The sequence below is a fragment of the Amycolatopsis alkalitolerans genome (genome assembly GCF_006152065.1).
GTDB classification, from domain to species: domain Bacteria; phylum Actinomycetota; class Actinomycetes; order Mycobacteriales; family Pseudonocardiaceae; genus Amycolatopsis_E; species Amycolatopsis_E alkalitolerans.
The window spans coordinates 63,208-89,306 of record NZ_VDFW01000022.1 but is presented as its reverse complement, the minus strand read 5'-3'; the positions used below and the strand labels follow the sequence as shown (position 1 = coordinate 89,306).

Sequence of the window (26,099 nt, the reverse complement as noted above, 5' to 3'; positions counted from 1 at the left end):
CCTCGCGCACTTGTTCGGCGAGAAGTGGATGGAGAAGTGATGGCCAGCCCTGACTACGACGTCACCGTGACGCGGGAAGACAACCTGTGGGTGGCGGTCGCGCACGGCAACCTCTCGCAATGTGCGATCGCCGATCTCCTCGGGTTGTCGCACCAGCGCGTCAACCAGTTGATCAATTCCTAGTCATCGGCCTCAGCGCTGCGCCGAGCGCCACCGGCGCAGTGCGATGCTGTCCAGCTTCGCGCCCCCCGAACTCGGAACCCCACGGCAGCAGCCCCGCCACCGGGCCGGTTCCTAGTCCTTGCGGCCGGTGAGCGCGATTCCGGCGCCGAGCCCGATCATCACCAGGCCACCCGTGCCGCCGACGAGTTCGAGCCGCTTCGGCGAGCGCGCGAACCAGTCACGCGCCGCGCCGGCGGTGAGCGCCCACACGGTGTCGGAAAGTACCGCGATGACCGGCAGGCAGATGCCCAGCAGCAGGATCTGCACCTGCACCCGGCCGGCCGGGTAGTCGACGAACTGCGGCAGCACCGCCGCGAAGAACACGATCGTCTTCGGGTTGGTGAAGCCCACGGCGAACCCGTCGCGCAGCACCCTCAGCGTCCGGCCGGGGGTCGTGCGCACGGCGGCGGCCAGTGTCTCGCCCAGCCTGCGGCGGTGCCTGATCGCCTGCACGCCCAGATACACCAGGTAGGCCGCACCGGCGAGCTTGATGACCGTGAACACCGTGGCCGACGTCCGCACGAGCACGCCGAGCCCGAAGGCGACCGCCACGACTTGCGTGTAGGCCCCGGCCGCGTTCCCCACGACCGTCAGCAGGGCGTCACGCCGCCCGACGGTCAGCGCGCGGCTGATGGTGAACAGCACGCTCGGCCCCGGCACGACGACCATCACGAAGACCAGCGCGGCGAACGCCGCGAAATGTCCAGGAGACACCATGGAGCCGAGACTAGCCGGTTTTTGTCGGACCCCTCTGGTAGGACAAGCACCGTGACGAGAACGATCAGCATCGCCGAACGGCGGGCGCGGCTGGTGACGCGCCATCATCTGGGCGTGCCCGCGGAGAGCGTGGAGCAGGTCGCGCAAAGCCTCGTGGCCCTGCACGCCACCGACCCCGCGACGGTGCACCTGTCCACCGCGGTCCGCCTGCGCGAGCCCGCCACGGCCGAGCACGCGCTCTACGAGGCCCGCACGCTGCTGCGGATGCTCGGCATGCGCCGCACGATGTTCGTCGTCCCGGTCGCGCTCGCCCCCGTCGTGCAGGCCGCCTGCGCCGGCGAAATCGCCCGCAAGCAGCGGAAACACCTGATCCAGCAGCTGGCCACGGCCGAACTGGACACCGACCTCGACCCGTGGCTCGCGGAGGTCGAAGAGGGCGCGTTCCGGGCGCTGGCCGCCCGCGGCAGCGCGCATGCGCAGCAGATCGCGGACGGAGAGCCCCGGCTGCGCACGGAAATCGTGGTGGCGCAAGGAAAACCGTACGAGTCCCGCGGCTACATCACCAACCGGGTGCTGTTCCTGCTCGCCGCTCAGGGCCGCATCGTGCGGGGCCGCCCGCGCGGGTCGTGGCTGTCCACCCAGTACTCCTGGGCGACGGCGGACTCGTGGCTCGAAAGCGGGATCCCCGCCGTCGAGGCCGGCGAAGCCCGTGTCGAACTGGCGCGCCGGTGGCTGTACGCCTTCGGGCCGGCTCCGGTCGAGGACCTCAAATGGTGGACAGGCTGGACCGCGGCGCAGACGAAGAAGGCCCTCGCCGAGATCGGCCCGGCCGAGGTCGACCTCGGCGGTGCACCGGGCATCGTGCTACCCGAGGACCTCGAGCCCGTCCCGGAGCCCGAACCGGCCGCCGCGTTCCTGCCCGCGCTGGACCCGACGCCGATGGGCTGGGCGCGCCGCGAGTGGTATCTCGGCGACCACCAGGCTCCGCTGTTCGACCGAACCGGGAACATCGGGCCGACCGTGTGGTGGGGTGGCCGCGTCGTGGGTGGCTGGGCGCAGCGCCCCTCAGGAGAAATTGTATACAGTATGCTCGAAGGGGCAGGTCGTGAGGCGAAGATCGCGATCGAGCGCGAGGCGGACCGGGTGCGCGAATGGCTCGGTGAGCTCCGGGTCGTGCCGAAGTTCCGCACTCCGCTGGAGAAGGAGCTGTCTTCTTGATCGATTCTCCAGGCTGCCGGCGTCTCGCCGGTCCAGGTCGATCCGCCCAGGGCCAGGCACGCTAGGGTGGCCCATGAGCCCGAAGATGTGTATCCCGGTCGCGAGGCCGGGTCGGACCCGAGGAGAGACGAGCAGTGACGGTTCGCGTAGGTGTCAACGGCTTCGGCCGGATCGGCCGTAACTTCTTCCGTGCCGTGCAGGCCACGGGTCACGACATCGAGGTGGTGGCGTTCAACGACCTCGGCGACGTCAAGACCATGGCACAGCTGCTCAAGTACGACAGCGTCCTGGGCCGGTACCCCGAGGAGGTCACCGTCAGCGGTGAGGGCATCGTCGTCGGCGGCAAGACCGTCAAGGCCCTCGCCGAGCGCGACCCGGCCAACCTGCCCTGGGGTGACCTGGGGGTCGACGTGGTCCTCGAGTCGACCGGCTTCTTCACCAACGCCGACGCGGCGAAGGCGCACATCGCCGGTGGCGCCAAGAAGGTCGTCATCTCCGCGCCCGCCAAGGGCGAGGACCTGACCGTCGTGCTGGGCGTCAACGACAACCTCTACGACGGTTCGCAGACGATCATCTCGAACGCCTCCTGCACCACGAACTGCCTCGGCCCGCTCGCCAAGGTCCTGCACGAGGCCTTCGGCATCGAAAAGGGTCTGATGACCACGATCCACGCCTACACCCAGGATCAGAACCTGCAGGACGGCCCGCACAAGGACGCGCGCCGCGCCCGCGCCGCCGCGCTGAACGTCGTCCCCACCTCCACCGGTGCGGCCAAGGCGATCGGCCTCGTGCTGCCGGAGCTGAACGGCAAGCTCGACGGCTACTCGCTGCGCGTGCCCGTGCCCACCGGCTCGATCACCGACCTGACCGTCGACCTGCAGAAGAAGGCCTCCATCGAGGAGATCAACGCGGCGTACAAGGGCGCGGCCGACGGACCGCTCAAGGGCATCCTGCGCTACTCGGAGGACCCGATCGTCTCCTCGGACATCGTCAACGACCCGGCCTCGTGCATCTTCGACGCGCCGCTGACGAAGGTCATCGACGACCAGGTCAAGGTGTTCGGCTGGTACGACAACGAGTGGGGCTACTCCAACCGCCTCGCGGACCTGGTGAACCTCGTCGGCTCGAAGCTGTCCTGAACCATGGTCAAGACTCTCGAAGACCTCATCGGTGAGGGTGTGTCCGGCCGTCGCGTGCTGGTGCGCTCCGACCTGAACGTCCCGCTCGACGGTTCGGCCATCACCGACGACGGCCGCGTGCGCGCCGCGCTGCCGACCATCAAGCGCCTGGCCGAGGCCGGCGCCAAGGTCGTCGTCGCGGCACACCTCGGCCGTCCGAAGGGTGAGCCCGACCCGAAGTTCTCGCTGCGGCCGGTCGCCGGCCGGCTCGGCGAACTGCTGGGCGCGGATGTGCGACTGGCCGGTGACGTCGTCGGCGCGGACGCGCAGGCGGCCACCGCGGCGCAGGCCGAAGGTTCGGTGGTGCTGCTGGAGAACGTGCGGTTCGATCCGCGCGAGACCAGCAAGGACGAGGCCCAGCGCGCCGAACTGGCCGCCGAGTTCGCGAAGCTCGCGGACGCGTTCGTCTCCGACGGGTTCGGCGTCGTCCACCGCAAGCAGGCCTCGGTCTACGACGTGGCGCGGGTGCTGCCGGCCTACGCGGGCGGTCTCGTGCTGGCCGAACTCGAAGTGCTCGGCAAGCTGACCGGCCGGCCGGAGCGCCCGTACGTCGTGGTGCTCGGCGGGTCGAAGGTCTCCGACAAGCTCGCCGTCATCGAGGCGCTGCTGCCCAAGGTCGACACGTTGCTCATCGGTGGCGGCATGGCCTTCACCTTCCTCGCCGCGCAGGGCCACGGCGTCGGCAAGTCCCTGCTGGAGCAGGACTTCGTCGACACCGCGCGCAAGTTGCTCGACGAGCACGGCGACAAGATCGTGGTGCCCTCCGACGTGGTGGTGGCGGACAGGTTCGCCGCCGACGCGGCCACCGACACGGTGAGCGCCGGCGCGATCCCCGGCGAGTGGATGGGCCTCGACGTCGGCCCGCGCACGGTCGAGGCGTTCGCGGCGAAGATAGCCGGGGCGAAGACGGTGTTCTGGAACGGCCCGGCCGGTGTGTTCGAGCTGGCGCCGTTCGCCGCCGGGACGCGCGGAGTCGGGCAGGCGATCGCCGACTCGGGAGCGTTCAGCGTGGTCGGCGGCGGCGACTCGGCCGCCGCGGTCCGCGTCCTGGGCCTGCCGGAAGAGAAGTTCTCGCACATCTCGACCGGCGGCGGGGCCTCCCTGGAGTACCTCGAGGGCAAGGAACTGCCGGGCGTCGCCGTGCTCGGGGAGGGCTCCTGATGGCGCGCAAGACGCTCATCGCCGGCAACTGGAAGATGAACCTCAACCACCTCGAGGCCATCGCGCTGGTGCAGAAGATCGCGTTCTCCCTGCCGGAGAAGTACTACGCGAAGGTGGATGTCGCGGTAATCCCGCCGTTCACCGACATCCGCAGCATCCAGACCCTGGTCGACGGGGACAAGCTGCTACTGACCTACGGCGCGCAGGACCTCTCGCCACACGACTCGGGCGCGTACACCGGGGAGGTCTCCGGGCCGATGCTCGCCAAGCTCGGCTGCACCTACGTGATCGTCGGTCACTCGGAGCGGCGCGAGTACCACAACGAGGGCGACGAGCTGGTCAACAAGAAGGTCCGCGCGGCGATCAAGCACGGCATCAGCCCGATCGTGTGCGTCGGCGAGAGTCTCGAGGTACGAGAGGCGGGCGGCCACGTCGATCACGGCTGCACGCAGCTCATCGCCGCGTTGAAGGGGCTCAAGGCCGAGCAGGTCAAGGAGCAGGTGGTGGTGGCCTACGAGCCGATCTGGGCGATCGGCACCGGGCGGGTGGCCACGCCCGCGGACGCCGAAGAGGTGTGCAAGGCGCTGCGGGAGACGCTGGCCGACAAGTACGGTACGGAGGTGGCCGACGAGGTGCGGGTGCTCTACGGCGGCTCGGTGAAGTCGGGCAGCGTCGGCGAGCTGGTGGCGTGCGAGAACATCGACGGCGGCCTCGTCGGCGGGGCGAGCCTGCAGGCAGACGAGTTCACCAAGCTGTGCGCCATGGCCGCGGGGGGACCGCTGCCGTGAGGCCGGCGGTCGGCGAGTAGTCTGTCAACCTCAGACCGTCACACGACCAGGGAACACCTTTCTGGCGCCAGGCGACCGGGTCACCCACCCGTCGGGCCGTCCGGCACCAGCGAGACACAGAGGATGAGATGAAGCTGTTCCTGCAAATCCTGTTGATCGCGTCCAGCGTGCTGCTGGTCGTCGCGGTACTGCTGCACCGCGGGCGTGGTGGCGGCTTGTCCTCGTTGTTCGGGGGTGGGATGCAGTCGAGTCTCGCGGGGTCGAGCGTGGCTGAGAAGAACCTCGACCGCATCACCCTGCTGCTCGGTGCCGTCTGGTTGATCAGCATCGTGGGGTTGGGCCTGTTGCTGAAGGTCTGAGTGCACGGGCGTGCCTATGGGGGGCGCGCCGCCTATCACCCTGTGAGGATTCATGGTTGGCGGTAACGCGATTCGAGGCACCAGGGTCGGTGCCGGTCCATCCGGCGAGTCCGAGCGCGGCGAGTCCGCGCCACGGCGCCGGGTCTCCTACTGGTGTGCCAACGGGCACGAGTCACGTCCCTCGTTCTCGATGGACGCGGAGGTCCCGGACGAGTGGGACTGCCCGCGCTGCGGGCTTCCCGGCGGTCAGGACCAGAAGAACCCGCCGGCGGCACCACGGACCGAGCCGTACAAGACCCACCTGGCGTACGTGAAGGAGCGGCGCAGCGACGCCGACGGCGAGGCCATCCTCGCCGAGGCGCTGGAGCGTCTCCGTCAGCGACGCCAGATCTAGCAGGGCGTTTGAGGGGCGAGCTGTTCGCCGAAAGCGCGAACCGCTCGCCCTGCCAGGTGTTTCCTGGGGGTCGAACCCCTAGACCCCCGCCAGGGAGGGCTTCGCTCCCTGGACCCCCCGAGTGCGGTGCCGGTCCAGTTGGTGGTCTTCAGTCCTTGACCGGGTAGGTCGCCCGCACCGTGAAGCCGCCGTCGTCGGTCGGCGCCGTCTCGAAGCTTCCGCCGAGCAGGCGCGCCCGCTCCGCGAGACCCGTCAGGCCGTGCCCGCCCGAGGGCAGCGGCGTGACCGGGCGGCTCGGGCTTTCATTGCGCACCTCGACCTTCAGCGCGTCGCCGTCACCCAGCACCACCACCGTCGCGGCGGCGCCCGGTGCGTGCTTGCGCACGTTCGTCAGGCACTCCTGCACCGTCCGGTAGGCCGCCGCCGACACCTTCACCGGCAACTGCTCCGGCACACTCTCCACCGTCAGCCGCACGGGCACCGCACAGTTACGCACCAGCTGGTCCAGCTCGCCGATACCGGGCTGCGGGCCGTCGTCGCGCACACCCGAGCGCAGCACCCCGACCAGCGACCGGAGCTCCTCCAGCGTCCGCGTCGACAGTTGCCGGATGACCTGCCCCGTCTGCTGCGCGTTCGTGCCGTCGCTCGCCGCCAGCACCCCGGCCTGCATCGCGATCAGCGTGATGTCGTGGGACACGACGTCGTGCATCTCCCTGGCCAGCCGCGCTCGCTCCTCCGCGCGCACCGCGTCGGCATGCAACTGCTGCTCACGATCCCGGCTCGCCGCGAGCTCGACGAGTTTCTGCGCCAGCTGCGCGCGGGCCCCGATGAGCAGCCCGATCGCGATCGGCATCCCCGCGACGAGTACCCCGTAGATCCCGTCGAGCACGTGCTCGCGCCAGCTCAGCGTGGCGAAATCGGACAGCGGCCACTGGATGAACCGGCAGGCCCAGACGAGCGCGGCGCCGACCCACACCTGCCAGTGCGTCTGCTTGCGCGTCGCGAGCATGCCGAGCGCGATCATCGCGGCCAGCTGCGACCAGCCCGTCAGGAAGCCCGGGACCGTCCCGAGCACGGTGAGGAACGGCAGCCACCGACGCGCCGCCAGGACCAGGCAGGCGAGCCCGGAAAGGTAGATGGAGTACGGCGGCGCCTTGTCGGGGATGACCAGCCAGACGTCGAGCACCGCCAGCACGATGGCCGCGCCGTCGACGGCGAGCGGCACCCAGGCATGCCGTCTGGCCAGTACCGCCCAACGTGTGCGGTGCCCCTCGCGGGCTGTCGCGCCGCCGACCGAAATGCCGATGGGCAGTCCCTGAGTGCTCATGTGATCGGCCCCCACTCGTCTTGTGGACTTGACGGTGAGATGCACGAAGCTGCCCGCAGGGACGCGGATCCGGAGAAAAATGTGCGGAAGCTAACGCCCGCGGCGCACCATTTTGCGGAGCGTGAGGAAAACAGGTGGTCTGAACCTTCAAGCCGTCGGCGGCTGGTACACGTTGGACAGCTTGCCTGCGGCGGCCTTGTCGAGCAGCCACAGCGTGCGGCGCTGGCCGCGGGCACCCGCGACCGGCACCTGCACCTCGCCGGCGCCCGACAGGGCGAGCGCGACCGCGTCCGCCTTCGCCGCGCCCGTGGTCAGCAGCCACACGTCGTGCGAGCGGCGGATCGCCGGCAGGGTCAGCGAGACGCGGGTCGGTGGCGGCTTCGGGCAGTTGCGCACCGCCACCACCGAACGCTCGGTCTCGTGGACCGCGGGCGACTCGGGGAACACCGAGGCGGTATGCCCCTCGCCGCCGAGCCCGAGCAGCGTGATGTCGAAGCCCGGCACGTCGCCGTGGTCCTCGGGCTGCGCGTTGTCCGCGAGCACCCGGGCGTACGCCGCCGCGGCCGCATCGACGTCGTCGCCGAACTCGCCGTCCGAGGCCGCCATCGCGTGCACCCGCTTCGGGTCGACCGGCACGTGGTCGAGCAGCGCCTCGCGGGCCTGCTTCTCGTTGCGCTCGCCGTCGTTCGCGGGCACGAACCGCTCGTCGCCCCAGTACAGGTCCAGCCGCGACCAGTCCACCGCGTCGCGGGCGGGGGAGCGGCGCAGCTGGTCCAGCACCGCGATCCCGGTGCCGCCGCCGGTCAGCACCACCGACGCCGAACCCTTGGCCGCCTGCAGGTCCACCAGCCGGGTCACCAGGCGGGCGGCGACGGCCGCGGCGAGCAGCTCGGGGTTGGCGTAGACCACTACCTCGGTGTCGGTCACGACGCGCTCGCCTTCGCTTTCTTGCCGTTCGTGGGTTTGCTCGCCTTGGGCGCGCTCGCGGCGAGCTTGTCCAGACCGTGCAGCGCGGCCTCGTAGATCTCGTCCGGGCCGAGCCGCCGCAGCTCCTCGATCAGGCAGTCCTTGGTGTTGCGACGATGCAGCGCGATCCGTCGCGTCGGCTGGCCCGGCTGGGACAGGGTGCCGACCTTGCCGTCGGGCCGGGTCAGTTCGACCGTGCCCGAACGCCGCTCGAGCGAGACCGACACGATGCCCTGCGCGGACCCCGTCTTGATCCGCTTCACCGGGATCTTCAGGTATTCCGCGAGCCAGCCGGCCAGCAGCTCGGTGGACGGGGAGTCGGCCTCGCCGGTCACCGTGGCGGCGGTGATCGCCTCGTACGGCGGCAGGTCGAGCGCGGCGACCAGCTGGGCGCGCCAGTTCGTCAGGCGGGTCCAGGCCAGATCGGTGTCACCGGGCGTGTAGGACTTCTTGCGGGTGCCGAGCGCCCGGATCGGGTTCCGCTCGGCGGCGGAGTCGGTGATCCGGCGCTGCGCGAGCAGGCCGATCGGGTCCTCGGCGGGCGACTTCGGGCCCCCGCTGGGCCACCACGTCACGATCGGCGCGTCCGGCAGCAGCAGCGGCACGACCGCGCTCTGGCCCTGCGAGGCCAGCGGGCCGTAGAGCCGCAGCACGACCACCTCGCTCGCCCCGGCGTCCCCGCCGATGCGGATCTGGCCGTCGATGCGGGCGGCGGCCGTGCGGGAGCCGCGAGCGACGACGATGACCCGGCACGGGTGCTCCCGGCTCGCCTCGTTCGCCGCGTCGATGTGCTCCTCGAGATGCTCGCCGTCGTCGTCGACGATCACCAGCGTGAGCACCCGGCCGAGCGCGACGGCCCCGCCGCGCTCGCGCAGTTCGACGAGCTTGCGGTTGACCTGCGAGGTGGTGGTCGAGGGCAGGTCGATGATCACGGTCGCCTCCAGTGCTTATGCGGGACACCCTCCCTTACTGTGGCGGGAAAGCGTGCCACAGCGGGGGCCCAACCCGGTCGGCGACCGTGGCCCGGGCTTCGCAGATTGTGGCTCACGGTCGCCTCCAGTTCCGGCCTGAACGTTCGAGCACTTCATCCGCCGAGGCCGGGCCCCAGCTGCCGGGCGGGTACGGCTCCGGCGCGCCCTGCTTGGCCCAGTGCTCCAGGATCGGGTCGAGGATCCGCCACGACAGCTCGACCTCTTCGTTCACCGGGAACAGCGACGGCTCGCCCAGCAGCACGTCCAGGATGAGCCGCTCGTAGGCCTCGGGGGAGGACTCGGTGAAGGCGTGGCCGTAGCCGAAGTCCATCGTGACGTCGCGGACCTCCATGGTCGTGCCCGGCACCTTCGAGCCGAACCGCATCGTCACGCCCTCGTCCGGCTGCACCCGGATCACCAGCGCGTTCTGCCCCAGCTCCTCGGTCGAGGTGTAGTCGAACGGCAGGTGCGGGGCGCGCTTGAACATCACCGCGATCTCCGTGACGCGGCGGCCGAGCCGCTTGCCGGTGCGCAGGTAGAACGGAACCCCCGCCCAGCGGCGGTTCTGCACCTCCAGCGTCACCGCGGCGTAGGTCTCGGTGGTGGAGTCCTTCGCGAACCCGGCCTCGGCCAGCAGGCCCGGCACCTTCTTGCCGCCCTGCCAGCCGCCCGCGTACTGGCCGCGCGCGGTCGTCTGGTCCAGCGGCAGCGACGGCTTGATCGCCCGCAGGACCTTGATCTTCTCCGTGCGCAGGGCCCGCGGCTCGAACGAGAGCGGCTCCTCCATCGCGGTGAAGGCCAGCAGCTGCAGCAGGTGGTTCTGGATGACGTCCCGCGCCGCGCCGATCCCGTCGTAGTACCCCGCGCGACCGCCGAGGCCGATGTCCTCGGCCATGGTGATCTGCACGTGGTCGACGTAGTTGGCGTTCCAGATCGGCTCGAACAGCTGGTTGGCGAACCGCAGCGCCAGGATGTTCTGCACCGTCTCCTTGCCGAGGTAGTGGTCGATGCGGAACACCGACTCCTCGGGGAAGACGTCGTTGACGATGCCGTTGAGCTCCTTGGCGCTGGCCAGGTCGTGCCCGAACGGCTTCTCGATCACCACGCGGCGCCAGCACTGGTCGTCGGACTGCGCCAGCCCCGAACGCGCCAGCTGCTTGGTGACCACGGGGAAGGCGCTCGGCGGGATCGACAGGTAGAACGCCGTGTTGCCGCCGGTGCCGCGCTCGGTGTCCAGCTCGCGCACGGTCCGCGCGAGCCGGTCGAACGCGTCGTCGTCGTCGAAGGTGCCCTGCACGAACCGGATGCCTTCGGACAGGCGCTGCCACACCGACTCGCGGAACGGGGTCCGCGCGTGCTCGGCGACCGAATCGTGCACGAGCTGCCCGAAGTCCTCGTCCGCCCAGTCACGCCGGGCGAACCCGACGAGCGAGAAGCCCGCGGGCAGCAGGCCCCGGTTGGCCAGGTCGTAGATCGCCGGCATCAGCTTCTTGCGCGACAGGTCGCCGGTGACCCCGAAGATGACCATGCTCGACGGGCCGGCGATCCGCGGCAGGCGCTTGTCCCGCGGATCGCGCAGCGGGTTGGTCCACTGCTCACTCACGGAGCGACCTCCTGGACGGCACGGACTACCTGGGCCAGGCCGGCGGCCCGGTCGGTCAGATGCAGCCGCAGCACCGGGCGCCCGTGCTCAGTGAGCACCTGCCCGTCGCCCAGCGCCTGGGCGTGCTGCAGCTTGCCGAGCGTGTACGGGCGGTCGGGCACGTCGAGATCGGTCTCGGCGTCGCCGGTGATCTGCAGGAAGATCCCGTTCTGGTGCCCGCCCTTGTGGTACTGCCCGGTCGAGTGCAGGAACCGCGGGCCCCAGCCGAACGTCGTCTGCAGCCCGGTGCGCTTGGCGAGTTCGGGGCGCAGCAGCGCCGCCGAGGCGTCGTCGAGCCGGTCGAGGTACGCCTGCACCGCGAGGTAGCCGTGCTCGGGTGCCCGCGCGAAGAACGAGCGGAGCACGTCGGCGAGACTTCCTTCGGTGGTAACGCCTTCCGATGCGAACACCTGCACCGCACCGTCCACAGCGGACGGTGTCTCGCCGCCTTCGAGCGCGGCCGGGTTGTCCAGCAGCGCGCGGGCCGCAGCCTTCGCGGCCTCGACGTCGGGCTGGTCGAACGGGTTGATCTCCAAGAGTCTTCCCGCGATCGCGGTGGCGTACTCCCACAGCAGGAACTGGGCGCCCAGCGGCCCGCCCGTGGCGATCTTGGCGCCCGCGCTCGCGGGTCCGATCGCCACCGCGGTCGCGTCGGATCCGGCGTCGGCGAACCCCGGCGCGTCCGTCCCGGCCACCGCGACCGGCAGCAGCCCGGTGCCGCGCTTGCCGGTGGATTCGGCGATCAGCTGCTCCGCCCAGTCCGGGAAACCCGTTATCCCGGAACCGGAATCGGCCAGCACGACCTTCTCGGCGCCCTCGGCGTGCGCGGCGGCCCAGGCCGCGCCAAGGCGCAGCGCGGGGTTGTCCGCGTTGTCCTCGCCGAGCACCTGCGCCGCGGCGGCGGCCTGGTCGAGCAACCGCGCCACGTCGGCACCGGCGAGCCCGGCCGGGACGAGCCCGAACGCGGTCAGCGCCGAATACCGCCCGCCCACCTGCGGGTCGGCGAGGAACACCGTGCGGTAGCCCTCGTTCCGCCCCAGTTCCGCCAGCGGCGAGCCGGGGTCGGTCACCACGACGATCCGCCGTGCCGCGTCGATCCCGGCCTCGGTGAAGGCCTTCACGAAGATGCGGCGGTGGCTGTCGGTCTCGACGGTGCCGCCGGACTTCGAGGACACCACGAGGACCGTGCGCTCCAGGTCACCGGCGAGCGCGTCGGCGACCTGGCCGGGGTCGGTCGTGTCCAGCACGATCAGCGGCGCGCCCTCGGTGGCCGTGATGACCTCGGGCGCGAGCGAGGAGCCGCCCATGCCGGCGAGCACGACGCGGTCGACACCCTCGCCGCGCAGCTCCTCCCGCAGCGCCTCGACCTCGCCGATCAGCGGGCGCGAGGACTTGTACAGGGTGGTCCAGGACAGCCGGATGGAGGCCTCGTGCTCGGCGTCCGGGCCCCACAGCGTGGCGTCCTGGGCGGCGATCTTCGAGGCGATCTGGTCCGCGACCAGCTTGTCGATCAGTGGCGCGGCTTTCGCCGCGAGCAGTTCATCGGAGACGGTCACGTTGCCGGTCTCTTCCCCCGCCATCTCAGTCCTTCGCCTTCCGCAGCTGGCCCTCGACGGTGTCGAGGAGCTCCTGCCAGGACTTCTCGAACTTCTCCACGCCCTCGTCCTCGAGGGTGCGGAACACGTCCGGGACGTCGATCCCGACGGCCGAGAGCTGGTCGAAGACGGCCTGCGCCTGGCTGCCGGTGCCGGTGACCTTGTCGCCGTCGATCTCGGCGTGATCGGCCGTCGCGACGATCGTCTTCTCCGGCATGGTGTTCACGATCCCGGCGACGACCAGCTGGTCGACGTAGCGAGTGTCGGAGTAGGACGGGTCCTTCACGCCGGTGGACGCCCACAGCGGGCGCTGCGGGTTCGCGCCTTCGGCCTTCAGCGCGGCCCACCGCTCGGAGGCGAACAGCTCCTCGTACGCGGCGTACGCGAGCCGGGCGTTGGCGATGGCGGCGTCGCCGCGCAGCGCCTTGGCCTCGTCGGTGCCGATCGAGTCGAGGCGCTTGTCGACCTCGGTGTCCACACGGGACACGAAGAACGACGCGACGGACTCGATCGAGCGCAGCTCGTGCCCGTTCGCCTTGGCCTGCTCGAGGCCGGTGAAGAACGCGTCGATCACCGCGCGGTAGCGCTCGACGGAGAAGATCAGCGTGACGTTGACGCTGATGCCCTCGGCGAACGTGCGGGTGATGGCGGGCAGGCCCTCCTCGGTCGCCGGGATCTTGATCAGGATGTTCGGCCGGTCCACCGTCTTCCACAGGTCCTGGGCCTCGGCCGCGGTCTTCTCCGTGTCCTTCGCCAGGCGGGGGTCGACCTCGATGGACACCCGGCCGTCGGTGCCGTTCGTGGCGCGGTAGACCTCGCGGAACAGGTCCGCGGCGTTGCGCACGTCCGTCGTGGTGAGCTCGCGCACCGCCGCCGACAGGCCGGCACCGCGGGCGGCCAGCTCACGGACCTGCTCGTCGTAGGCCTCGCCGCCCGACAGCGCGTTCGCGAAGATGGTCGGGTTCGTGGTGACCCCGACGACGTGCTTGTCGCGGATCAGGCCGGCCAGGTTGCCGGTGTCGAGCCGCTCGCGCGACAGGTCGTCGAGCCAGATCGAAACACCCGCGTCGGATAACCGGGCAAGTCGGTCGCTCATGACGTTCATCCCCTTATAGCTGGTCAGGACTGCTTGGTCTTGGCGAGCGAGCTGCGCGCGGCGTCGGCCACGGCGTCGGCGGTGAACCCGAACTCGCGGAACAGGGTCTTGTAGTCGGCCGAGGCACCGTAGTGCTCGATCGACACGATCTCTCCGGCGTCACCGACGTAGCGGTACCAAGGCTGGGCGATACCGGCCTCGACCACCACCCGCGCCTTGACCCCGGACGGGAGCACGCTCTCCCGGTAGGCGTCGTCCTGGGCGTCGAACCACTCGACACACGGCATGGAGACCACCCGGGTTCGGACGCCCTCGGCTTCGAGAACCTCGCGGGCCTCGACCGCCAGGTGCAGCTCCGAGCCGGTGCCGATCAGCACGACGTCCGGGGTGCCGCTGGAGGCGTCGGCGAGCACGTAGCCGCCCTTGCCGACCGCGTCGACGGACGTGCCCTCGAGGACAGGCACGTTCTGCCGGGTCAGCGCGAGGCCAGAGGGGTGGTGCTTGTCCTCCAGCGCGGCCTTCCAGGCGCCCGCGGTCTCGTTGGCGTCGGCAGGGCGGACCATGTTCAGGCCCGGGATCGCGCGCAGCGCCGCGAGATGCTCGATCGGCTGGTGCGTCGGGCCGTCCTCACCGAGACCGATCGAATCGTGCGTCCACACGTAGATGACCGGCACCTGCATGAGCGCGGCCAGCCGCACCGGCGGGCGCATGTAGTCGGAGAAGGTGAAGAAGGTGGCGCCGTAGGGGCGGGTGCCGCCGTGCAGCGCGATGCCGTTGAGGATCGAGCCCATCGCGTGCTCGCGGACGCCGAAGTGCAGCGTGCGGCCGTACGGGTTGGCGTTCCACATGCCCGTGGAGGCCTTCTCCGGGCCGAACGAGTCGGCGCCGGCCATCGTGGAGTTGTTGCTCTCGGCCAAGTCCGCCGAGCCGCCCCACAGCTCCGGCAGCACGTCGGCGAGCGCGGAGAGAACCTCACCGGAGGCCTTGCGGGTCGCGATGCCCTTCTCGTCGGGCTCCCAGCTCGGCAGCTTCTCGGCCCAGCCTTCGGGCAGCGAGCGGGTGGACATGCGGTCTGCGAGAGCCTTGCGCTCGGGGTTCGCCGTGCCCCACGCGTCGAACTTCTCCTGCCACTCGGCCCGCCACTGCTTGCCGCGGTCGAGCGCCTTGCGGGTGGTCGTGATGACCTCGTCGTCGACGACGAAGCTCTGCTCCGGGTCGAAGCCGAGGATCTGCTTGACCGCGGCGACCTCTTCGGCGCCGAGCGCGGCACCGTGCGCCTTGCCGGTGTTCATCTTCTTGGGCGCCGGGTAGCCGATGATCGTGCGCAGGACGACGAACGACGGCCGCGGATCGGCCTTGGCGTTCTTGATCGCCTCCTGGATGGCCACGACGTCCTCGCCGCCGTCGACGGTCTGCACGTGCCAGCCGTAGGCCTCGTACCGCTTCGCGGTGTCCTCGGACAGCGCGATGTTCGTGTCGTCCTCGATGGAGATCTTGTTGTCGTCGTAGAAGACGATGAGGTTGCCCAGCTCCTGTCGGCCCGCGATCGAGGAGGCCTCGGAGGTGACGCCCTCCTCGATATCGCCGTCGGAGGCGATCACGTAGATGTGGTGGTCGAAGATGCTCTCGCCGGGCGCGGCGCCCGGATCGAGCAGGCCGCGCTCGCGGCGGGCCGCCATCGCCATGCCGACCGCGTTCGACAGCCCCTGGCCCAGCGGGCCGGTGGTGACCTCGACGCCCTTGGTGTGCCCGTACTCCGGGTGGCCAGGGGTCTTCGAATCCCACCGGCGCAGCTGCTTGAGGTCCTCGAGTTCCAGCCCGTAGCCGGCGAGGTACAGCTGGATGTAGAGGGTCAGGCTGGAGTGGCCGGCCGAAAGCACGAAGCGGTCACGCGCGGGCCAGTCGGGATCGGCCGGGTCGTGCCGCATCTCACGCTGGAAGAGCGTGTACGCCAGCGGCGCCAGGCTCATCGCCGTGCCGGGGTGGCCACTGCCGCAGTTCTCGACGGAGTCCGCGGCCAGCACGCGGATCGTGTCCACGGCGCGGGTGTCGAGGTCGGTCCAGTCGGCGGGCACGTTCCGCCGGAGCAGAGGGCTGTTCTCGCTGATAGAGGCGGTATCGGACACTGAACTCGAACTCCCGGTGCTCGTCGTTGTCTGTTACGTCACCTGGCGTGTGCGCACGCGCACGAGACCCCACTCATCTCAATCGATCCCGAAGAGACAATATTCCTGGCTGGGGGCTAGGCGCGACAGCTGCGGCAGGCCTTCCGAGGGCAGCCTAGTAGGTCGGGTACCCGGGCGCCGGAAGGCCGACACAGGAGCCCCTCCACACGTGCGCCGGCAACCCGCGGTTACGATCAGTTGTGGTGTCCCGGCTCCGCGCCGACGCCGCCCGAATCTGACCCAGGGAGCGAAATGTCGTTGGTGAACGCTGCGCACGGCCGCAGTGACCGCACCAGCGCCGGCCACCCCGGGGCCGAACCGCCCGCCGGTGGCCTGGCCAGGCTCCGTGGTCGCGCGGCCGCGTATCTCGCGTTGACCAAACCGCAGGTGATCGAGCTGCTGCTCGTCACGACCATCCCCGCGATGTTCCTCGCGGCCCGCACCATCCCGTCGCCGTGGCTGATCCTGGCCACGCTCGCCGGCGGGACGATGGCGGCCGGCAGCGCGAACACGCTCAACTGCGTGATCGACGCGGACATCGACAAGGTGATGAACCGCACCAAGCGGCGCCCTCTCGTGCGCGACTCGGTGCCGCGGCGCCACGCGCTCGTGTTCGGCCTCGTCCTCGGCGTGGCTTCGTTCGTGATGCTGTACTTCACGGTGAACCTGCTGGCCGCCGTGCTCGCGATCGCGACGATCCTGTTCTACATCTTCGTGTACACGCTCGGCCTCAAGCGCCGCACCGCGCAGAACGTGGTGTGGGGCGGGGCTGCCGGCTGCATGCCGGTGGTGATCGGCTGGGCCGCGGTGACCGGCACGGTGCAGTGGCCGGCCTTCGTGATGTTCGGCGTCATCTTCTTCTGGACCCCGCCGCACACTTGGGCGCTGGGCATGAAGTACCGCGAGGACTACGAGCGCGCCGGGGTGCCGATGCTGCCGGTGGTGGCGACCCCGCAGCACGTGGCGCGGCAGATCGTCGTCTACTCGTGGGTGATGGTCGGCTGGACGCTGCTGCTGCTTCCCGTCACCAGCTGGCTGTACGCGACGTTCGCGGTACTGGCCGGCGCGTGGTTCCTGTTCTACGCCCACCGCCTGCGGCGCGAGGTCGCGCGCGGCGTCGAAACCAAGCCCATGGCTCTGTTCCACCGCTCGAACACGTACCTGATGATCGTGTTCTGCGCGCTCGCCGTCGACTCGGCCATCGGCCTGCCCACCCTCGGCCTCCCCTTCTGACCCTCCGGCGTGTTCGTCGGCCAGGTCACCGAGTTTGCGTGCAACGCCGGTGAATTGGCCGGTAGCGACGGCGGGCGTGCCCTCGCGGCCAACTCGGTGTCGCGGGCGGCCAACTCGGTGTCGCGCGGAGCCGACACGCGGGAATTCTCCGGTGGGCGGGGTCGTTGGATTCTCGGCTGACCCATCCGAACCCGAGCGAAGGCGAGTTGCCTTGTCCGTGTCCCCAGAACGGGAACCCGACAGCATCCGAGACCTGGCCGGTGAGCAGGACCACGTGTCGATGCTCTACCGCAAGCTGGACACCGAACGCGAGGCCGCGCAGCGGCGCCTGACATCGGTGCTCGGGCAGACCGGCGGCACCCCGCAGGCCCGCACCGAACGCGACGTCGCCACCACCACCTACTCCGAACGCCTCGCGCAACTCGGCTCCGTCGAGCAGGGGCTGTGTTTCGGCCGGCTCGACTTCCACGCCGGGGAGACGGTGTACGTCGGCAGGCTCGGCCTGTTCGACGAGGACGGCGACTACGAACCGCTGCTGCTCGACTGGCGTGCCCCGGCGGCCAGGCCGTTCTACCTCGCGACCGCCGCCTCGCCCGAAGGCGTACGCAGGCGCCGGCACATCCGCACCCTGAGCCGCCGCGTCGTCGCCCTCGACGACGAGATCCTCGACCTGCACGCCGCCGACCAGGGGCATGACCTCGGCCTCGCGGGCGAGGCGGCGCTGCTGGCGGCGCTCGAACGCCACCGCACGGGTGAGATGAGCGACATCGTCGCCACCATCCAGGGCGAGCAGGACCGCATCATCCGCGACGAGCTCAGCGGCGTCCTCGTCGTGCAGGGTGGCCCCGGCACGGGCAAGACGGCCGTGGCGCTGCACCGCGCGGCGTACCTGCTATACACCTACCGCCAGCAGCTCGCGACGCGGGGTGTGCTGGTGGTCGGGCCGAACAGCACGTTCCTGCGCTACATCGGCCAGGTGCTGCCGTCGCTGGGCGAGACGGGCGTGCTGCTTTCGACGGTGGGGCAGCTGTTCCCCGGTATCCGTGCCACGGGTGAGGACGGCCGGGAGGCCGCCGAGATCAAGGGCCGCCAGGTCATGGTCGACATCCTCGCCGACGCCGTGGCCGATCGCCAGCAGGTCCCGGACGACTGCCTCGAGGTCGAATTCGACGGCGGCGTGCTGAGGCTGGACCGCGAGACCTGCGAGCGCGCCCGCGCGAAGGCCCGTGGCACGCTCCAACCGCACAACCTCGCCCGGCGCGCCTTCGTCGGCGAACTGCTCGAATCGCTCGCCGCGCAGGCGGCCGAACGGTTCGAGGTGGACCTGTTCGAGGGCGTGCCCGACATTCCGCTCAGGGCGGGGGAGACCGCCGACGCCGACGTGCTCGACGCGCGGGACCGTGCCGAGATCCGCACGGAGCTGGCGAACTCCGACAAGGTGCACGACGCACTGAACTCGCTGTGGCCGAGGCTGACCCCGCAGCGCCTCCTGCGCGATCTGCTGACCTCGCCGGACCGGCTGGCCTCCGCCGCGGGCGGCCGGCTGACCGAGACCGAGCGCGCGTTCCTCGCCCGGCCGGTGAAATCGCGCTGGACCCCGGCCGACGTGCCGCTGCTCGACGAGCTGGCCGAACTGCTCGGCGAGGACGACACCGAGCAGCGCGCCGAGCGCGAGCGGCGCGAGCGCGAGGAGCGCGCGTATGCCGAAGGCGTGCTCCACATCCTCGAACAGGACGAGGAGATCATCGACGAGGAGATCCTGCGCGTGCGCGACATCCTCGACGCGGAACTGTTCGCCGAACGCCAGGAGGCGCGCAGCGAGCTGACCGCGGCCGAACGTGCGGCGGGCGACCGCAAGTGGACCTTCGGGCACCTGATCGTCGACGAGGCGCAGGAGCTCTCGCCGATGGACTGGCGCCTGCTGATGCGCCGCTGCCCGAGCCGGTCGATGACGCTCGTCGGCGACGTCGCGCAGACCGGCGCGCCGGCCGGGGCCTCGTCGTGGCAGGAGATGCTCGGCCCGTACGTCGGGGACCGGTGGCGCCTGCGTGAGCTGACCGTCAACTACCGCACCCCGGCGGAGATCATGGATCTCGCCGCGGGCGCGCTGGCGAGGGTCGATCCCGCGCTGCGGGCGCCGGATTCGGTCCGGGAGAGCGGCATCGAGCCCTGGCAGCGCCCGCTGGAGGGCACCTCGCTGGAGTCCACAGTGGACGAAGAGCTGCGGGCGGCCGGCGGCGGCACCGTCGCGGTGCTCTGCCCGCTCGCGCGCCTCGAGGCCCTGCGGGCGGTGCTGCCCGAGGACGAACGGCTTTCGCTGCTGGGCGTCGAGGAGGCCAAGGGCCTGGAGTTCGACGGGGTGCTCGTGGTCGCGCCCGAGGAGATCGTGGCCGCCTCCTCACGGGGCTGGAACGACCTGTATGTCGCGCTCACGAGGGCGACGCGGCGGCTCGGCGTCGTCTACACCGAGCACCAGCTGGAACCACTTGTGGGTGCCGGATAAGGACTGGTCAGGCCCCGGATAAGGTGTGCGCCATGCGTACTGTGTCGATCGATACCAATCCGACCGGCAGCCACGGCGATCCGACTCGCGTAGGTCGACTTCCCGTTGATCAGGGTCGGCCTGCTTTCGGTCGGATTGGTAAAGCTGGCATCATCGTGCTCGGGGTGGCCGCCGCGCTCAGCCTCGCGGCCTGTTCCACCGGCGAGGAGCCGTCGTCCTACCCGCCCGGTGGCGGGCCGACCTATCCCGCCCCCAACCCGGCGGGCGTCACCCCGTCGGCCGCCGCGGCGCCGACGTCGGGGACGCAGCTCAAGCCCTGCACGGCGGACGACGTGAAGGTCACCGGCGCGTTCGGCGCCAAGCCGACCGTCACGATCCCGGACACCTGCTCCGCGCCGTCCACGCTGCTGGTCAAGGACCTGGAGCCGGGCAGGGGCGCGGCCGCCAAGGACGGCAGCAAGCTGGTGGTCAACTACGACCTCTACACCTGGTCGGACAAGGTGGACCAGCAGAACTCGTTCGGCGCCGGCGGCGGGTTCCCGCTGACGCTGGGCACCGGCAGCGTCATCCAGGGCTGGGACGAGGGCCTCGTCGGTATCCGGCAGGGTGGCCGCCGGCTGCTGATCGTCCCGCCGGACAAGGGATACGGCGCAGCCGGCAACCAGTCGATCAAGCCAGGCGAGACGCTCGTGTTCGTCGTCGACGCGGACCAGGTCACCGGCTGATCATGGAGCCGCGGGGGGCGGTGGCGGTGGTGACGGGCGCGTCGTCCGGGATCGGCGCCGCCACCGCGCTCGCCCTGCACGAGGCCGGCGCCCGGCTCGTCCTGCACGGCCGGGACACCGGGCGGCTCGCCGCGCTCGCCGAGCGCACCGGCGGCGAGGTCGTGACCGGCGACCTGGCCGACACTGCGGCGATCCCGGAGCTGGCACGGGAGATCCGCGCGCGGTTCGGCGAGGTGGACGTCCTGGTCAACAACGCGGGCATCGGCTGGGCCGGACCGTTCGAGGACATGGCGGCCCACGACGTGCGGCGCGTGATCGAGGTGAACCTGACCGCCCCCATCGAACTCACCCGGGCGCTGCTGCCGGCGTTGCGCAGCCGCCCCGCGGCGCATGTGGTCTTCGTCACTTCCATCGCGGGGCGGACGGCGGTGGCGGGCGAATCGGTCTACTCGTCAGTGAAAGCCGGACTGGACGCGTTCGCGGAAAGTCTCCGATTCGAGCTCGCCGGCACCGCCGTGAAAATCGGCGTCGTCGTGCCGGGGGTGGTGGACACCGAATTCTTCGCCCGCCGCGGACGGCCTTACGAACGCAATTCACCGAAACCCGTTCCGGCCGGCCGGGTCGCGGACGCGGTGGTGCGCGCGGTCCGGGAAGACCGCGCTGATCAGTACGTTCCACGCTGGCTGCGGCTGCCTGTGGTGGTGCGGGGCGTGGCGCCCGGCGTGTACCGTTGGATGGCGACCCGATTCGGCGGTTCCGGCTGAGATGCCGGAATCTTTTCGTCCTGGGGAGCGCTGCAACTCGATGTGTTGATCCCGGTTCTGCTCGGTTTCATCGCCGCCTTTCTATTCGCCGCCTCCGCGGCCCTGCAGCGGAGCGCGGTGCTCAAGGTGGCCGACGCCGACACCGAACACCGGGCCAACCGGCACCGCGTACCCATCCTGTGGCTGATCCGGCGGCTTCTGCGCCAGCGGATCTGGATCCTCGGCTGGCTCACCAACCTGCTCGGCTTCGTGAGCCAGGCCGCGGCGCTGCACTTCGGCTCGATCGCGCTCGTGCAGCCGTTGCTGGTCACCGAGTTGCTGTTCGCTCTTCCGATGGCGTCGGCGATCATCCGCCAGTGGCCGTCCGTGCGTGACTGGTTCGCCGCACTCGCCGTCACCGGTGGTGTCGCGTGCTTTCTCGCGGTCGAGGGCGCCGCCCCGCTGGACGGCTCGCCGGAGCGGGGCAGGCTGATCGTGGCGGTCATGGTCGCCGCGGTGGCCGTCGTGACGCTCGTGCAACTCGCCCAGGGGCGCGGGCCGCTGATGCACAGCGCGCTCATCGCCACCGGTGCCGGGGTCTGCTACGCCATCAGCGCCGCGCTGATGAAGCTCACCGCCGACGATCTGCTCAACCACGGCGTGCTCACCACCGCTCTCGACTGGCCGGGGTACGTGCTCGCCCTGTCCACCCTGACCGGCCTGCTCCTGGGACAGCAGGCGTACGGTTCCGGCTCGCTCTCCGCGGCCATCGCGGTCATGTCCATCGTCAATCCGGCCGTCAGCTATGTCCTGGGCATGCTCGCGTTCAACGCCGTGCTGTCCACGGAACCGGGTCCGCTCGCGGCCGCGGCCGGTGCGGCGGTGCTGCTCGTGGCCGGGGTTTTCGGCCTGGCGCATTCGCCTACCGTCCAACGGGAAACGACCCGCACGGCGACACACGGCGTTTACCCTGGAATGAGTACGGTGCCCGGCAAAGTTGCGGCGCCTGCCCAACCGCCGGACACTTGTGCCCAGGAGTGAACCACGAAGTGCAGCATGTCAATGCCCACCCGGAGCGCCATCTGGTGATCGAGATCCCCCATTTGCGGGGAACACTCGGCCATGCCCTGGTCATCGCTCTGGAAACCGTCGTCATCCCGAGCGTCCTGCTGGCGCTCCTGCTCCACTTCGCCGGGCTGGTACCCGGCCTCGCCGCGGTGCTCGGCTGGGCGGTGTTCGTGCTCGGCGCCCGCCGGATGATGCGCCGCGACCTGCCGCGCACGCTGCTGCTGTCCACGGCGATGCTGATCGGCCGCGCCTCGGTCGCGCTCATCACGTCGAGCGCGGTGGTGTACGTGCTGCAGCCGGTGCTCGGGTCGGTGCTGATGTTCCTGATCTTCGTGGGCAGTGCCGCGCTCGGCAAGCCCATCACCGCCCGGCTGGCCCGTGACTTCGTGCGACTGCCCGCCGAACTGTTCGCGCACCGCACGGTCAACCGCGTGTTCGTCGAGGTCGCCCTGATGTGGGGCGGGTCCCGGCTGATCGACGCCGCGATGACCATCGGCTTCCTGCACTGGGGTGTCGAGGCCGGTTTGCTGTCGCGGGGCCTGCTCAGTGGTTTGCTGACCGCACTCACGATCGCGATCTGCGCGGGCTACGGCTGGCGCAAGCTGAGCCGCGTACCGGGCCTCACCCTGCGCATGCGCTGGCGCAAGCCGGCTGAGGCGGTGGCCGTCCCCGCTGCCTGAGGCAGCGCCCGCGCCCGTTTTCGTGCTATATCCGGATTGTGCTCACAGCCGGGTCGTCAACCAACTCCGTGTTAACGGTGCGGCACCATGCGGGAACCAGTGCGCGACCGCGATGGTGGGGGGAGCTGCTCGCCGGGCTGGCCCTGTTCGCCGTCTACCTCGTGATCGAGGCGAAGCCGCTGCCCTCGCGCGAGCTGCGCGCGCTGGCGAGCGGGGATCAGCTCCTGCGGTTCGAACAGGCCCTGCACCTGGACTTCGAACTGCCGATGAACCATTGGCTGGCCGGGCAGGGGTGGCTGCGGACGCTCGCGAACTACGAGTACGCGGTCACCTACATCGCCAGCGCGCTGATCCTGCTCGTCTGGGTCTACCTGCGCCATCCGGACGACTACCGGCGGGTGCGCACCTCGTTCGCCTGGCTCAACCTGCTGGCGTTGCTGTGCTTCTGGCTCTACCCGGTGGCGCCACCGCGAATGCTCGAAGGAGCGGGGTTCGTCGACACGGTGCGGCTCGGGCACACCGTCGGATCCTGGGGCTCGCCGCTGGTGGAGAACGCCAACCAGCTGGCCGCGATGCCCTCGCTGCACGTCGGCTGGGCACTGTGGGTTTCGGTGATGCTGGCGCGGATCTCGGGCCGGGCGGCGGTGCAGGGGCTCAGCGCGGTGCACGTGCTGGTGACCCTCGCGGTGATCCTCGCGACCGGCAACCACTACTGGCTCGACGCGGCGGGCGCTGTCCTCGTGGTGGCCGGGAGTGTCATGATCGCTGACGTGGCGAGACGAAACCCGGACCGCATCCCCGCATCGGACGCATTCTTCCTGCACGTGGAAACCCCCGAGGCGCCGCAGCACGTCGGTGGCCTGATCATGCTGGACACCTCGCGCGCCGGCACCGCGCCGACGCATGAGCTGGCCAGGGCGACCATCAGCGCGAAACTCGCCGGGCGGCCCGAGTTCCGCAAACAGCTCGGTCCGCGGACCCGATGGCGGCCGTGGCGCTGGACCGAGACCACCGATATCGACTGGGACTGGCACGTGCCGGTGTTCGACCTGTCCCGCGACGGCAGGCCGGGCGGGATGGGCGCGCTGCACCGGCTGGTCGCCGAGCTCGCCGGGCAGCAGCTGCCGCGGGACCGGCCGCTGTGGCGGTTCTGCGTGGTCACCGGCATCGAGGAGAACGTCGCCGCGGTCGCGTCGCTCGCGCACCATTCGGTCACCGACGGGATCGGCATGATGAACCTCATGCTCGACCTGTTCGACTCGCCGGACCTCACCTCGGCGCTCGGGGAGGTGCGGCGGCCGGGCCGGCTCAAGCAGCTCGCCGGCGGGATCGTGGGGATCGCGCAGCTGGCCACCGATTCGCGCCCGCAGGCGCGGCTGGCGGTCTCGAACTCCTCGGCCCGCGAGTTCGGCACGCTCAAAGTCGACCTGGACTGGGTGCGGGAGCTGGCCCGCCGCCGCGGCGTGCGCGTCACCGACGTCCTGCTGTCGGCGAGCACCGCCGCGTTCCGCCGGGTGGCGAAGGAACGGCTGCCGGAGAAGATGCTGGTCTCGGTGCCGCTGATGGCGGCCGAACCGCGGGCGGGCATGGCCGGGAACGTGACCGCCGCGGTCATGGTCGAGGTCCCGACGGGGGAGATGACCGAGGCGGACCGGCTCGCGGCGATCGCCAAGGCGAGCACCCGGCTGCGCACCGGCACCAGGGCGATCGCGTCCCGGTTCGTGCAGCACACCGTCGCGAACCTGATGCCGCCGTGGTTCCACGCGTGGTTCGCGCGCACGGTCTACGGCGGGCGGTTCTTCAACGGCACCGTGTCGAACATGCCGGGCGCGTCGTGGCAGGTCACGTTCGCCGACTTCCCGCTGATCACCGCGTTCCCGATCATCCCGATCGCCCCGGGCACGCCGTTCGTGGTCGGGGTGCTCGGCTGGTACGGATGCTTCTCCATGAGCGTCGCCACCGACCCCGCCTTCGTCGACAACGCCGAGCTGTTCCTCAAGGAGTTCAGGAAGATCCTCGACGAACTCGCCTAAGGGGACTCGGGCAGGCCCCAGGCCAGCGCGAGTGTCAGGCGACGCCGGTTGTCCGGGTCGTCGAGGCTCTCGCCGAACAGCTCGCGCAGCTGGCTGAGCCGGTACCGGACGGTCTGCGGGTGGATGTGCAGCTCCTCGGCCACCGCCCGCCGGTCACCGAGATGCCGCAGCCACGAGGCCAGCGTCTCGCACAGCCGCTGGCGCGTGACCGGGCCCAGGTCGTCGAGCGGGGCGAGGCACTGCGCGCGGAAGGCGTCAAGCAGCCTCGCGTCGCGGTGCACGATGATCGAGTCCAGGTGCTCGTCGACGAAGACCGGGTCTTCGATGAGCACCTGAGTGCGCCGCAGCTGCGCGGCCACCTCGGCGACCCGCATGCTCGCCGGCAGGTTCTCCAGCGGCACCGCGTGCCCGACCACCGCGCCCGCGCCACGCAAGGCGGTCGTCAGCCGTTCGCGGCGCTGGGGGCCGACGGGGTCGGGCACGATCGCGCACACCATGCGCTGGCGCCGCACGTGCAGGCACGAGTGGTCGAGCCGGGCCAGCAGCGCGGCACCCACCGGATTGTCGGGCTCGACCAGGACCACCGCGGCCTCGCGCGGCACCGGCCAGTCGACGCGGGCCGCGGCGGCCCGGATGGCGCCGGAGTCGGACCGGTCGGACAGCAGCATGTTCCCCAGCTCGTCACGCAGGCGTTCCCGCGCCGCCGCGGCCTCGGACTGTTCGAGCACGTACCCGCGGGCGGAGGCGGAGGAAAGCTGGTCGACGAAGATGAAGACCGCTTCCGCGAGGGAGGCGAACACGTCGGAGGGGACGCCGACCTCGAGCGCCGCCTCGGCCACGTGATGCCAGGCGACGCGCGCGCCGATCTGGTAGGCGGACAGCAGGCTCGTCAGGTCCCGGCCCTGCTGCCACTGGGCACGGCCGATCTCCTCGAACAGCGGCTGCTCGCCCAGATGCTCGGGCGGCTGGTCGGACACCCCGGGCAGCTCGCTGATGTCCCATTTCGCCATCTTCATCAGGCGGTGCAGGAACATGTTGGCCGAGACGAGCACCTCGTCCCGTTCGGTCACCATGAAGTCGGCGTAGTCCGGCCAGTCGTGGCCGAGCAGCCGCGTGACGTCGTCGAGCATCCGGGGGAGCCGCTCGGCGGTCGCGGCGGCGAGTTCCTCCAGCTTCGACTCCGCTGGATCCGCTCTTCTGCCACCTTCCACGGGATACCTCCACCACCCTTATGTCGTAGGCCGTCCTTCGATCGGGGTAACACTGTCCGCTCGTGATAACCCGGCCGCGCCCGAATTTGTTTCTCGTGCGAAGA

Annotated in this window: 23 protein-coding genes; 14 read left to right on the top strand and 9 right to left on the bottom strand. The window is 70.6% G+C overall.

The genetic code is table 11. The features are described from left to right. The first annotated feature begins 39 nt into the window (after nucleotides 1–39). Nucleotides 40–183, top strand: a complete 144-nt coding sequence (locus tag FG385_RS34025; RefSeq protein ID WP_160148868.1) for a hypothetical protein — start codon at nucleotides 40–42, stop codon at nucleotides 181–183. 111 nt (nucleotides 184–294) lie between these two features. On the opposite strand, the gene FG385_RS23230 is transcribed toward FG385_RS34025, so the two are convergent. Further along, on the bottom strand, nucleotides 295–939 hold the full coding sequence (locus FG385_RS23230; protein WP_139098889.1) for a LysE family translocator: 645 nt from the start codon (nucleotides 937–939) through the stop codon (nucleotides 295–297). Nucleotides 940–990: 51 nt separating this feature from the next. Between FG385_RS23230 and FG385_RS23225 the strand changes: the two genes are divergently transcribed. The 6 genes from FG385_RS23225 to FG385_RS23200 all read left to right on the top strand — a co-directional run bounded on the left by FG385_RS23225 (nucleotide 991) and on the right by FG385_RS23200 (nucleotide 6,037). Further along, entirely contained in the window at nucleotides 991–2,157 is a 1,167-nt protein-coding gene (locus FG385_RS23225) for a winged helix DNA-binding domain-containing protein (protein WP_200834618.1), read from the top strand. A 134-nt stretch (nucleotides 2,158–2,291) separates the two neighbouring features. Next, nucleotides 2,292–3,296, top strand: a complete 1,005-nt coding sequence (gene gap, locus FG385_RS23220; protein ID WP_139098887.1) for a type I glyceraldehyde-3-phosphate dehydrogenase — start codon at nucleotides 2,292–2,294, stop codon at nucleotides 3,294–3,296. Between the two features lie 3 nt (nucleotides 3,297–3,299). Further along, nucleotides 3,300–4,496, top strand: coding sequence for a phosphoglycerate kinase (locus FG385_RS23215; protein ID WP_139098886.1), 1,197 nt, complete (start codon nucleotides 3,300–3,302; stop codon nucleotides 4,494–4,496). After that, nucleotides 4,496–5,284, top strand: a complete 789-nt coding sequence (tpiA, locus tag FG385_RS23210) for a triose-phosphate isomerase (protein ID WP_139098885.1) — start codon at nucleotides 4,496–4,498, stop codon at nucleotides 5,282–5,284. Before FG385_RS23215 ends, tpiA begins: the two co-directional genes overlap by 1 nt. Nucleotides 5,285–5,412: 128 nt before the next feature. Then, nucleotides 5,413–5,643 carry a preprotein translocase subunit SecG gene (secG, locus tag FG385_RS23205; protein ID WP_139098884.1) on the top strand — a complete coding sequence of 77 codons (231 nt, stop codon included), beginning with the start codon at nucleotides 5,413–5,415 and terminating at the stop codon, nucleotides 5,641–5,643. A 52-nt stretch (nucleotides 5,644–5,695) separates the two neighbouring features. After that, on the top strand, nucleotides 5,696–6,037 hold the full coding sequence (locus tag FG385_RS23200) for an RNA polymerase-binding protein RbpA (RefSeq protein WP_139098883.1): 342 nt from the start codon (nucleotides 5,696–5,698) through the stop codon (nucleotides 6,035–6,037). Between the two features lie 148 nt (nucleotides 6,038–6,185). Here FG385_RS23200 and FG385_RS23195 read toward each other — a convergent pair whose 3' ends face one another. From FG385_RS23195 to tkt, 7 genes are all read right to left on the bottom strand, one after another. Further along, the gene (locus FG385_RS23195; RefSeq protein WP_139098882.1) at nucleotides 6,186–7,364 is read right to left on the bottom strand and encodes a sensor histidine kinase; all 1,179 of its coding nucleotides are present in this window, start codon (nucleotides 7,362–7,364) and stop codon (nucleotides 6,186–6,188) included. 147 nt (nucleotides 7,365–7,511) lie between these two features. After that, nucleotides 7,512–8,291 (bottom strand): 6-phosphogluconolactonase, encoded by a 780-nt coding sequence (gene pgl, locus FG385_RS23190; protein ID WP_139098881.1) that lies wholly within the window; start codon nucleotides 8,289–8,291, stop codon nucleotides 7,512–7,514. Beyond that, a complete protein-coding gene (opcA, locus tag FG385_RS23185; protein WP_139098880.1) occupies nucleotides 8,288–9,262 on the bottom strand; it encodes a glucose-6-phosphate dehydrogenase assembly protein OpcA in 975 nt (324 codons plus the stop codon). Before opcA ends, pgl begins: the two co-directional genes overlap by 4 nt. Nucleotides 9,263–9,374: 112 nt before the next feature. Continuing rightward, on the bottom strand, nucleotides 9,375–10,904 hold the full coding sequence (gene zwf / locus FG385_RS23180; RefSeq protein ID WP_139098879.1) for a glucose-6-phosphate dehydrogenase: 1,530 nt from the start codon (nucleotides 10,902–10,904) through the stop codon (nucleotides 9,375–9,377). Further along, nucleotides 10,901–12,523, bottom strand: coding sequence for a glucose-6-phosphate isomerase (locus FG385_RS23175; protein WP_139098878.1), 1,623 nt, complete (start codon nucleotides 12,521–12,523; stop codon nucleotides 10,901–10,903). The genes zwf and FG385_RS23175 overlap by 4 nt, the downstream gene beginning before the upstream one ends. A gap of 1 nt (nucleotide 12,524) precedes the next feature. Next, nucleotides 12,525–13,634, bottom strand: coding sequence for a transaldolase (tal, locus tag FG385_RS23170; RefSeq protein WP_139098877.1), 1,110 nt, complete (start codon nucleotides 13,632–13,634; stop codon nucleotides 12,525–12,527). A 23-nt stretch (nucleotides 13,635–13,657) separates the two neighbouring features. Then, nucleotides 13,658–15,760, bottom strand: a complete 2,103-nt coding sequence (gene tkt / locus FG385_RS23165) for a transketolase (protein WP_139098876.1) — start codon at nucleotides 15,758–15,760, stop codon at nucleotides 13,658–13,660. Between the two features lie 291 nt (nucleotides 15,761–16,051). Here tkt and FG385_RS23160 point away from each other — a divergent pair, with 291 nt between their 5' ends. The 7 genes from FG385_RS23160 (at nucleotide 16,052) to FG385_RS23130 (ending at nucleotide 24,784) form a co-directional block, all read left to right on the top strand. Beyond that, nucleotides 16,052–17,032 carry a heme o synthase gene (locus FG385_RS23160; protein ID WP_139098875.1) on the top strand — a complete coding sequence of 327 codons (981 nt, stop codon included), beginning with the start codon at nucleotides 16,052–16,054 and terminating at the stop codon, nucleotides 17,030–17,032. A 211-nt stretch (nucleotides 17,033–17,243) separates the two neighbouring features. Next, a complete protein-coding gene (locus FG385_RS23155; protein ID WP_407645531.1) occupies nucleotides 17,244–19,535 on the top strand; it encodes a helicase in 2,292 nt (763 codons plus the stop codon). Nucleotides 19,536–19,669: 134 nt separating this feature from the next. Then, a complete protein-coding gene (locus FG385_RS23150; RefSeq protein WP_139098919.1) occupies nucleotides 19,670–20,260 on the top strand; it encodes an FKBP-type peptidyl-prolyl cis-trans isomerase in 591 nt (196 codons plus the stop codon). Nucleotides 20,261–20,262: 2 nt separating this feature from the next. After that, nucleotides 20,263–21,024 (top strand): SDR family NAD(P)-dependent oxidoreductase, encoded by a 762-nt coding sequence (locus FG385_RS23145; RefSeq protein ID WP_139098874.1) that lies wholly within the window; start codon nucleotides 20,263–20,265, stop codon nucleotides 21,022–21,024. Between the two features lie 42 nt (nucleotides 21,025–21,066). Next, nucleotides 21,067–22,044, top strand: coding sequence for a DMT family transporter (locus FG385_RS23140; protein ID WP_139098873.1), 978 nt, complete (start codon nucleotides 21,067–21,069; stop codon nucleotides 22,042–22,044). A gap of 8 nt (nucleotides 22,045–22,052) precedes the next feature. Then, entirely contained in the window at nucleotides 22,053–22,751 is a 699-nt protein-coding gene (locus FG385_RS23135; protein ID WP_235022745.1) for a DUF3159 domain-containing protein, read from the top strand. Between the two features lie 77 nt (nucleotides 22,752–22,828). After that, nucleotides 22,829–24,784: a bifunctional phosphatase PAP2/O-acyltransferase family protein gene (locus FG385_RS23130; protein WP_235022744.1), complete on the top strand. Its 1,956-nt coding sequence runs from the start codon at nucleotides 22,829–22,831 to the stop codon at nucleotides 24,782–24,784. Here the strand turns inward: FG385_RS23130 and FG385_RS23125 are convergent. Further along, entirely contained in the window at nucleotides 24,781–25,995 is a 1,215-nt protein-coding gene (locus FG385_RS23125) for a PucR family transcriptional regulator (protein ID WP_139098871.1), read from the bottom strand. The genes FG385_RS23130 and FG385_RS23125 overlap by 4 nt on opposite strands. Nucleotides 25,996–26,099 lie beyond the last annotated feature (104 nt).

Excerpts from the sequence above, each read along its gene's own strand:
- FG385_RS34025 (WP_160148868.1), top strand. The coding sequence starts at position 40 with ATGGCCAGCCCTGACTACGACGTCACCGTGACGCGGGAAGACAACCTG.
- FG385_RS23230 (WP_139098889.1), bottom strand. The coding sequence starts at position 939 with ATGGTGTCTCCTGGACATTTCGCGGCGTTCGCCGCGCTGGTCTTCGTG.
- FG385_RS23215 (WP_139098886.1), top strand. The coding sequence starts at position 3,300 with ATGGTCAAGACTCTCGAAGACCTCATCGGTGAGGGTGTGTCCGGCCGT.
- tpiA (WP_139098885.1), top strand. The coding sequence starts at position 4,496 with ATGGCGCGCAAGACGCTCATCGCCGGCAACTGGAAGATGAACCTCAAC.
- secG (WP_139098884.1), top strand. The coding sequence starts at position 5,413 with ATGAAGCTGTTCCTGCAAATCCTGTTGATCGCGTCCAGCGTGCTGCTG.
- FG385_RS23200 (WP_139098883.1), top strand. The coding sequence starts at position 5,696 with ATGGTTGGCGGTAACGCGATTCGAGGCACCAGGGTCGGTGCCGGTCCA.
- FG385_RS23195 (WP_139098882.1), bottom strand. The coding sequence starts at position 7,364 with ATGAGCACTCAGGGACTGCCCATCGGCATTTCGGTCGGCGGCGCGACA.
- FG385_RS23175 (WP_139098878.1), bottom strand. The coding sequence starts at position 12,523 with ATGGCGGGGGAAGAGACCGGCAACGTGACCGTCTCCGATGAACTGCTC.
- tal (WP_139098877.1), bottom strand. The coding sequence starts at position 13,634 with ATGAGCGACCGACTTGCCCGGTTATCCGACGCGGGTGTTTCGATCTGG.
- FG385_RS23160 (WP_139098875.1), top strand. The coding sequence starts at position 16,052 with ATGTCGTTGGTGAACGCTGCGCACGGCCGCAGTGACCGCACCAGCGCC.
- FG385_RS23145 (WP_139098874.1), top strand. The coding sequence starts at position 20,263 with ATGGAGCCGCGGGGGGCGGTGGCGGTGGTGACGGGCGCGTCGTCCGGG.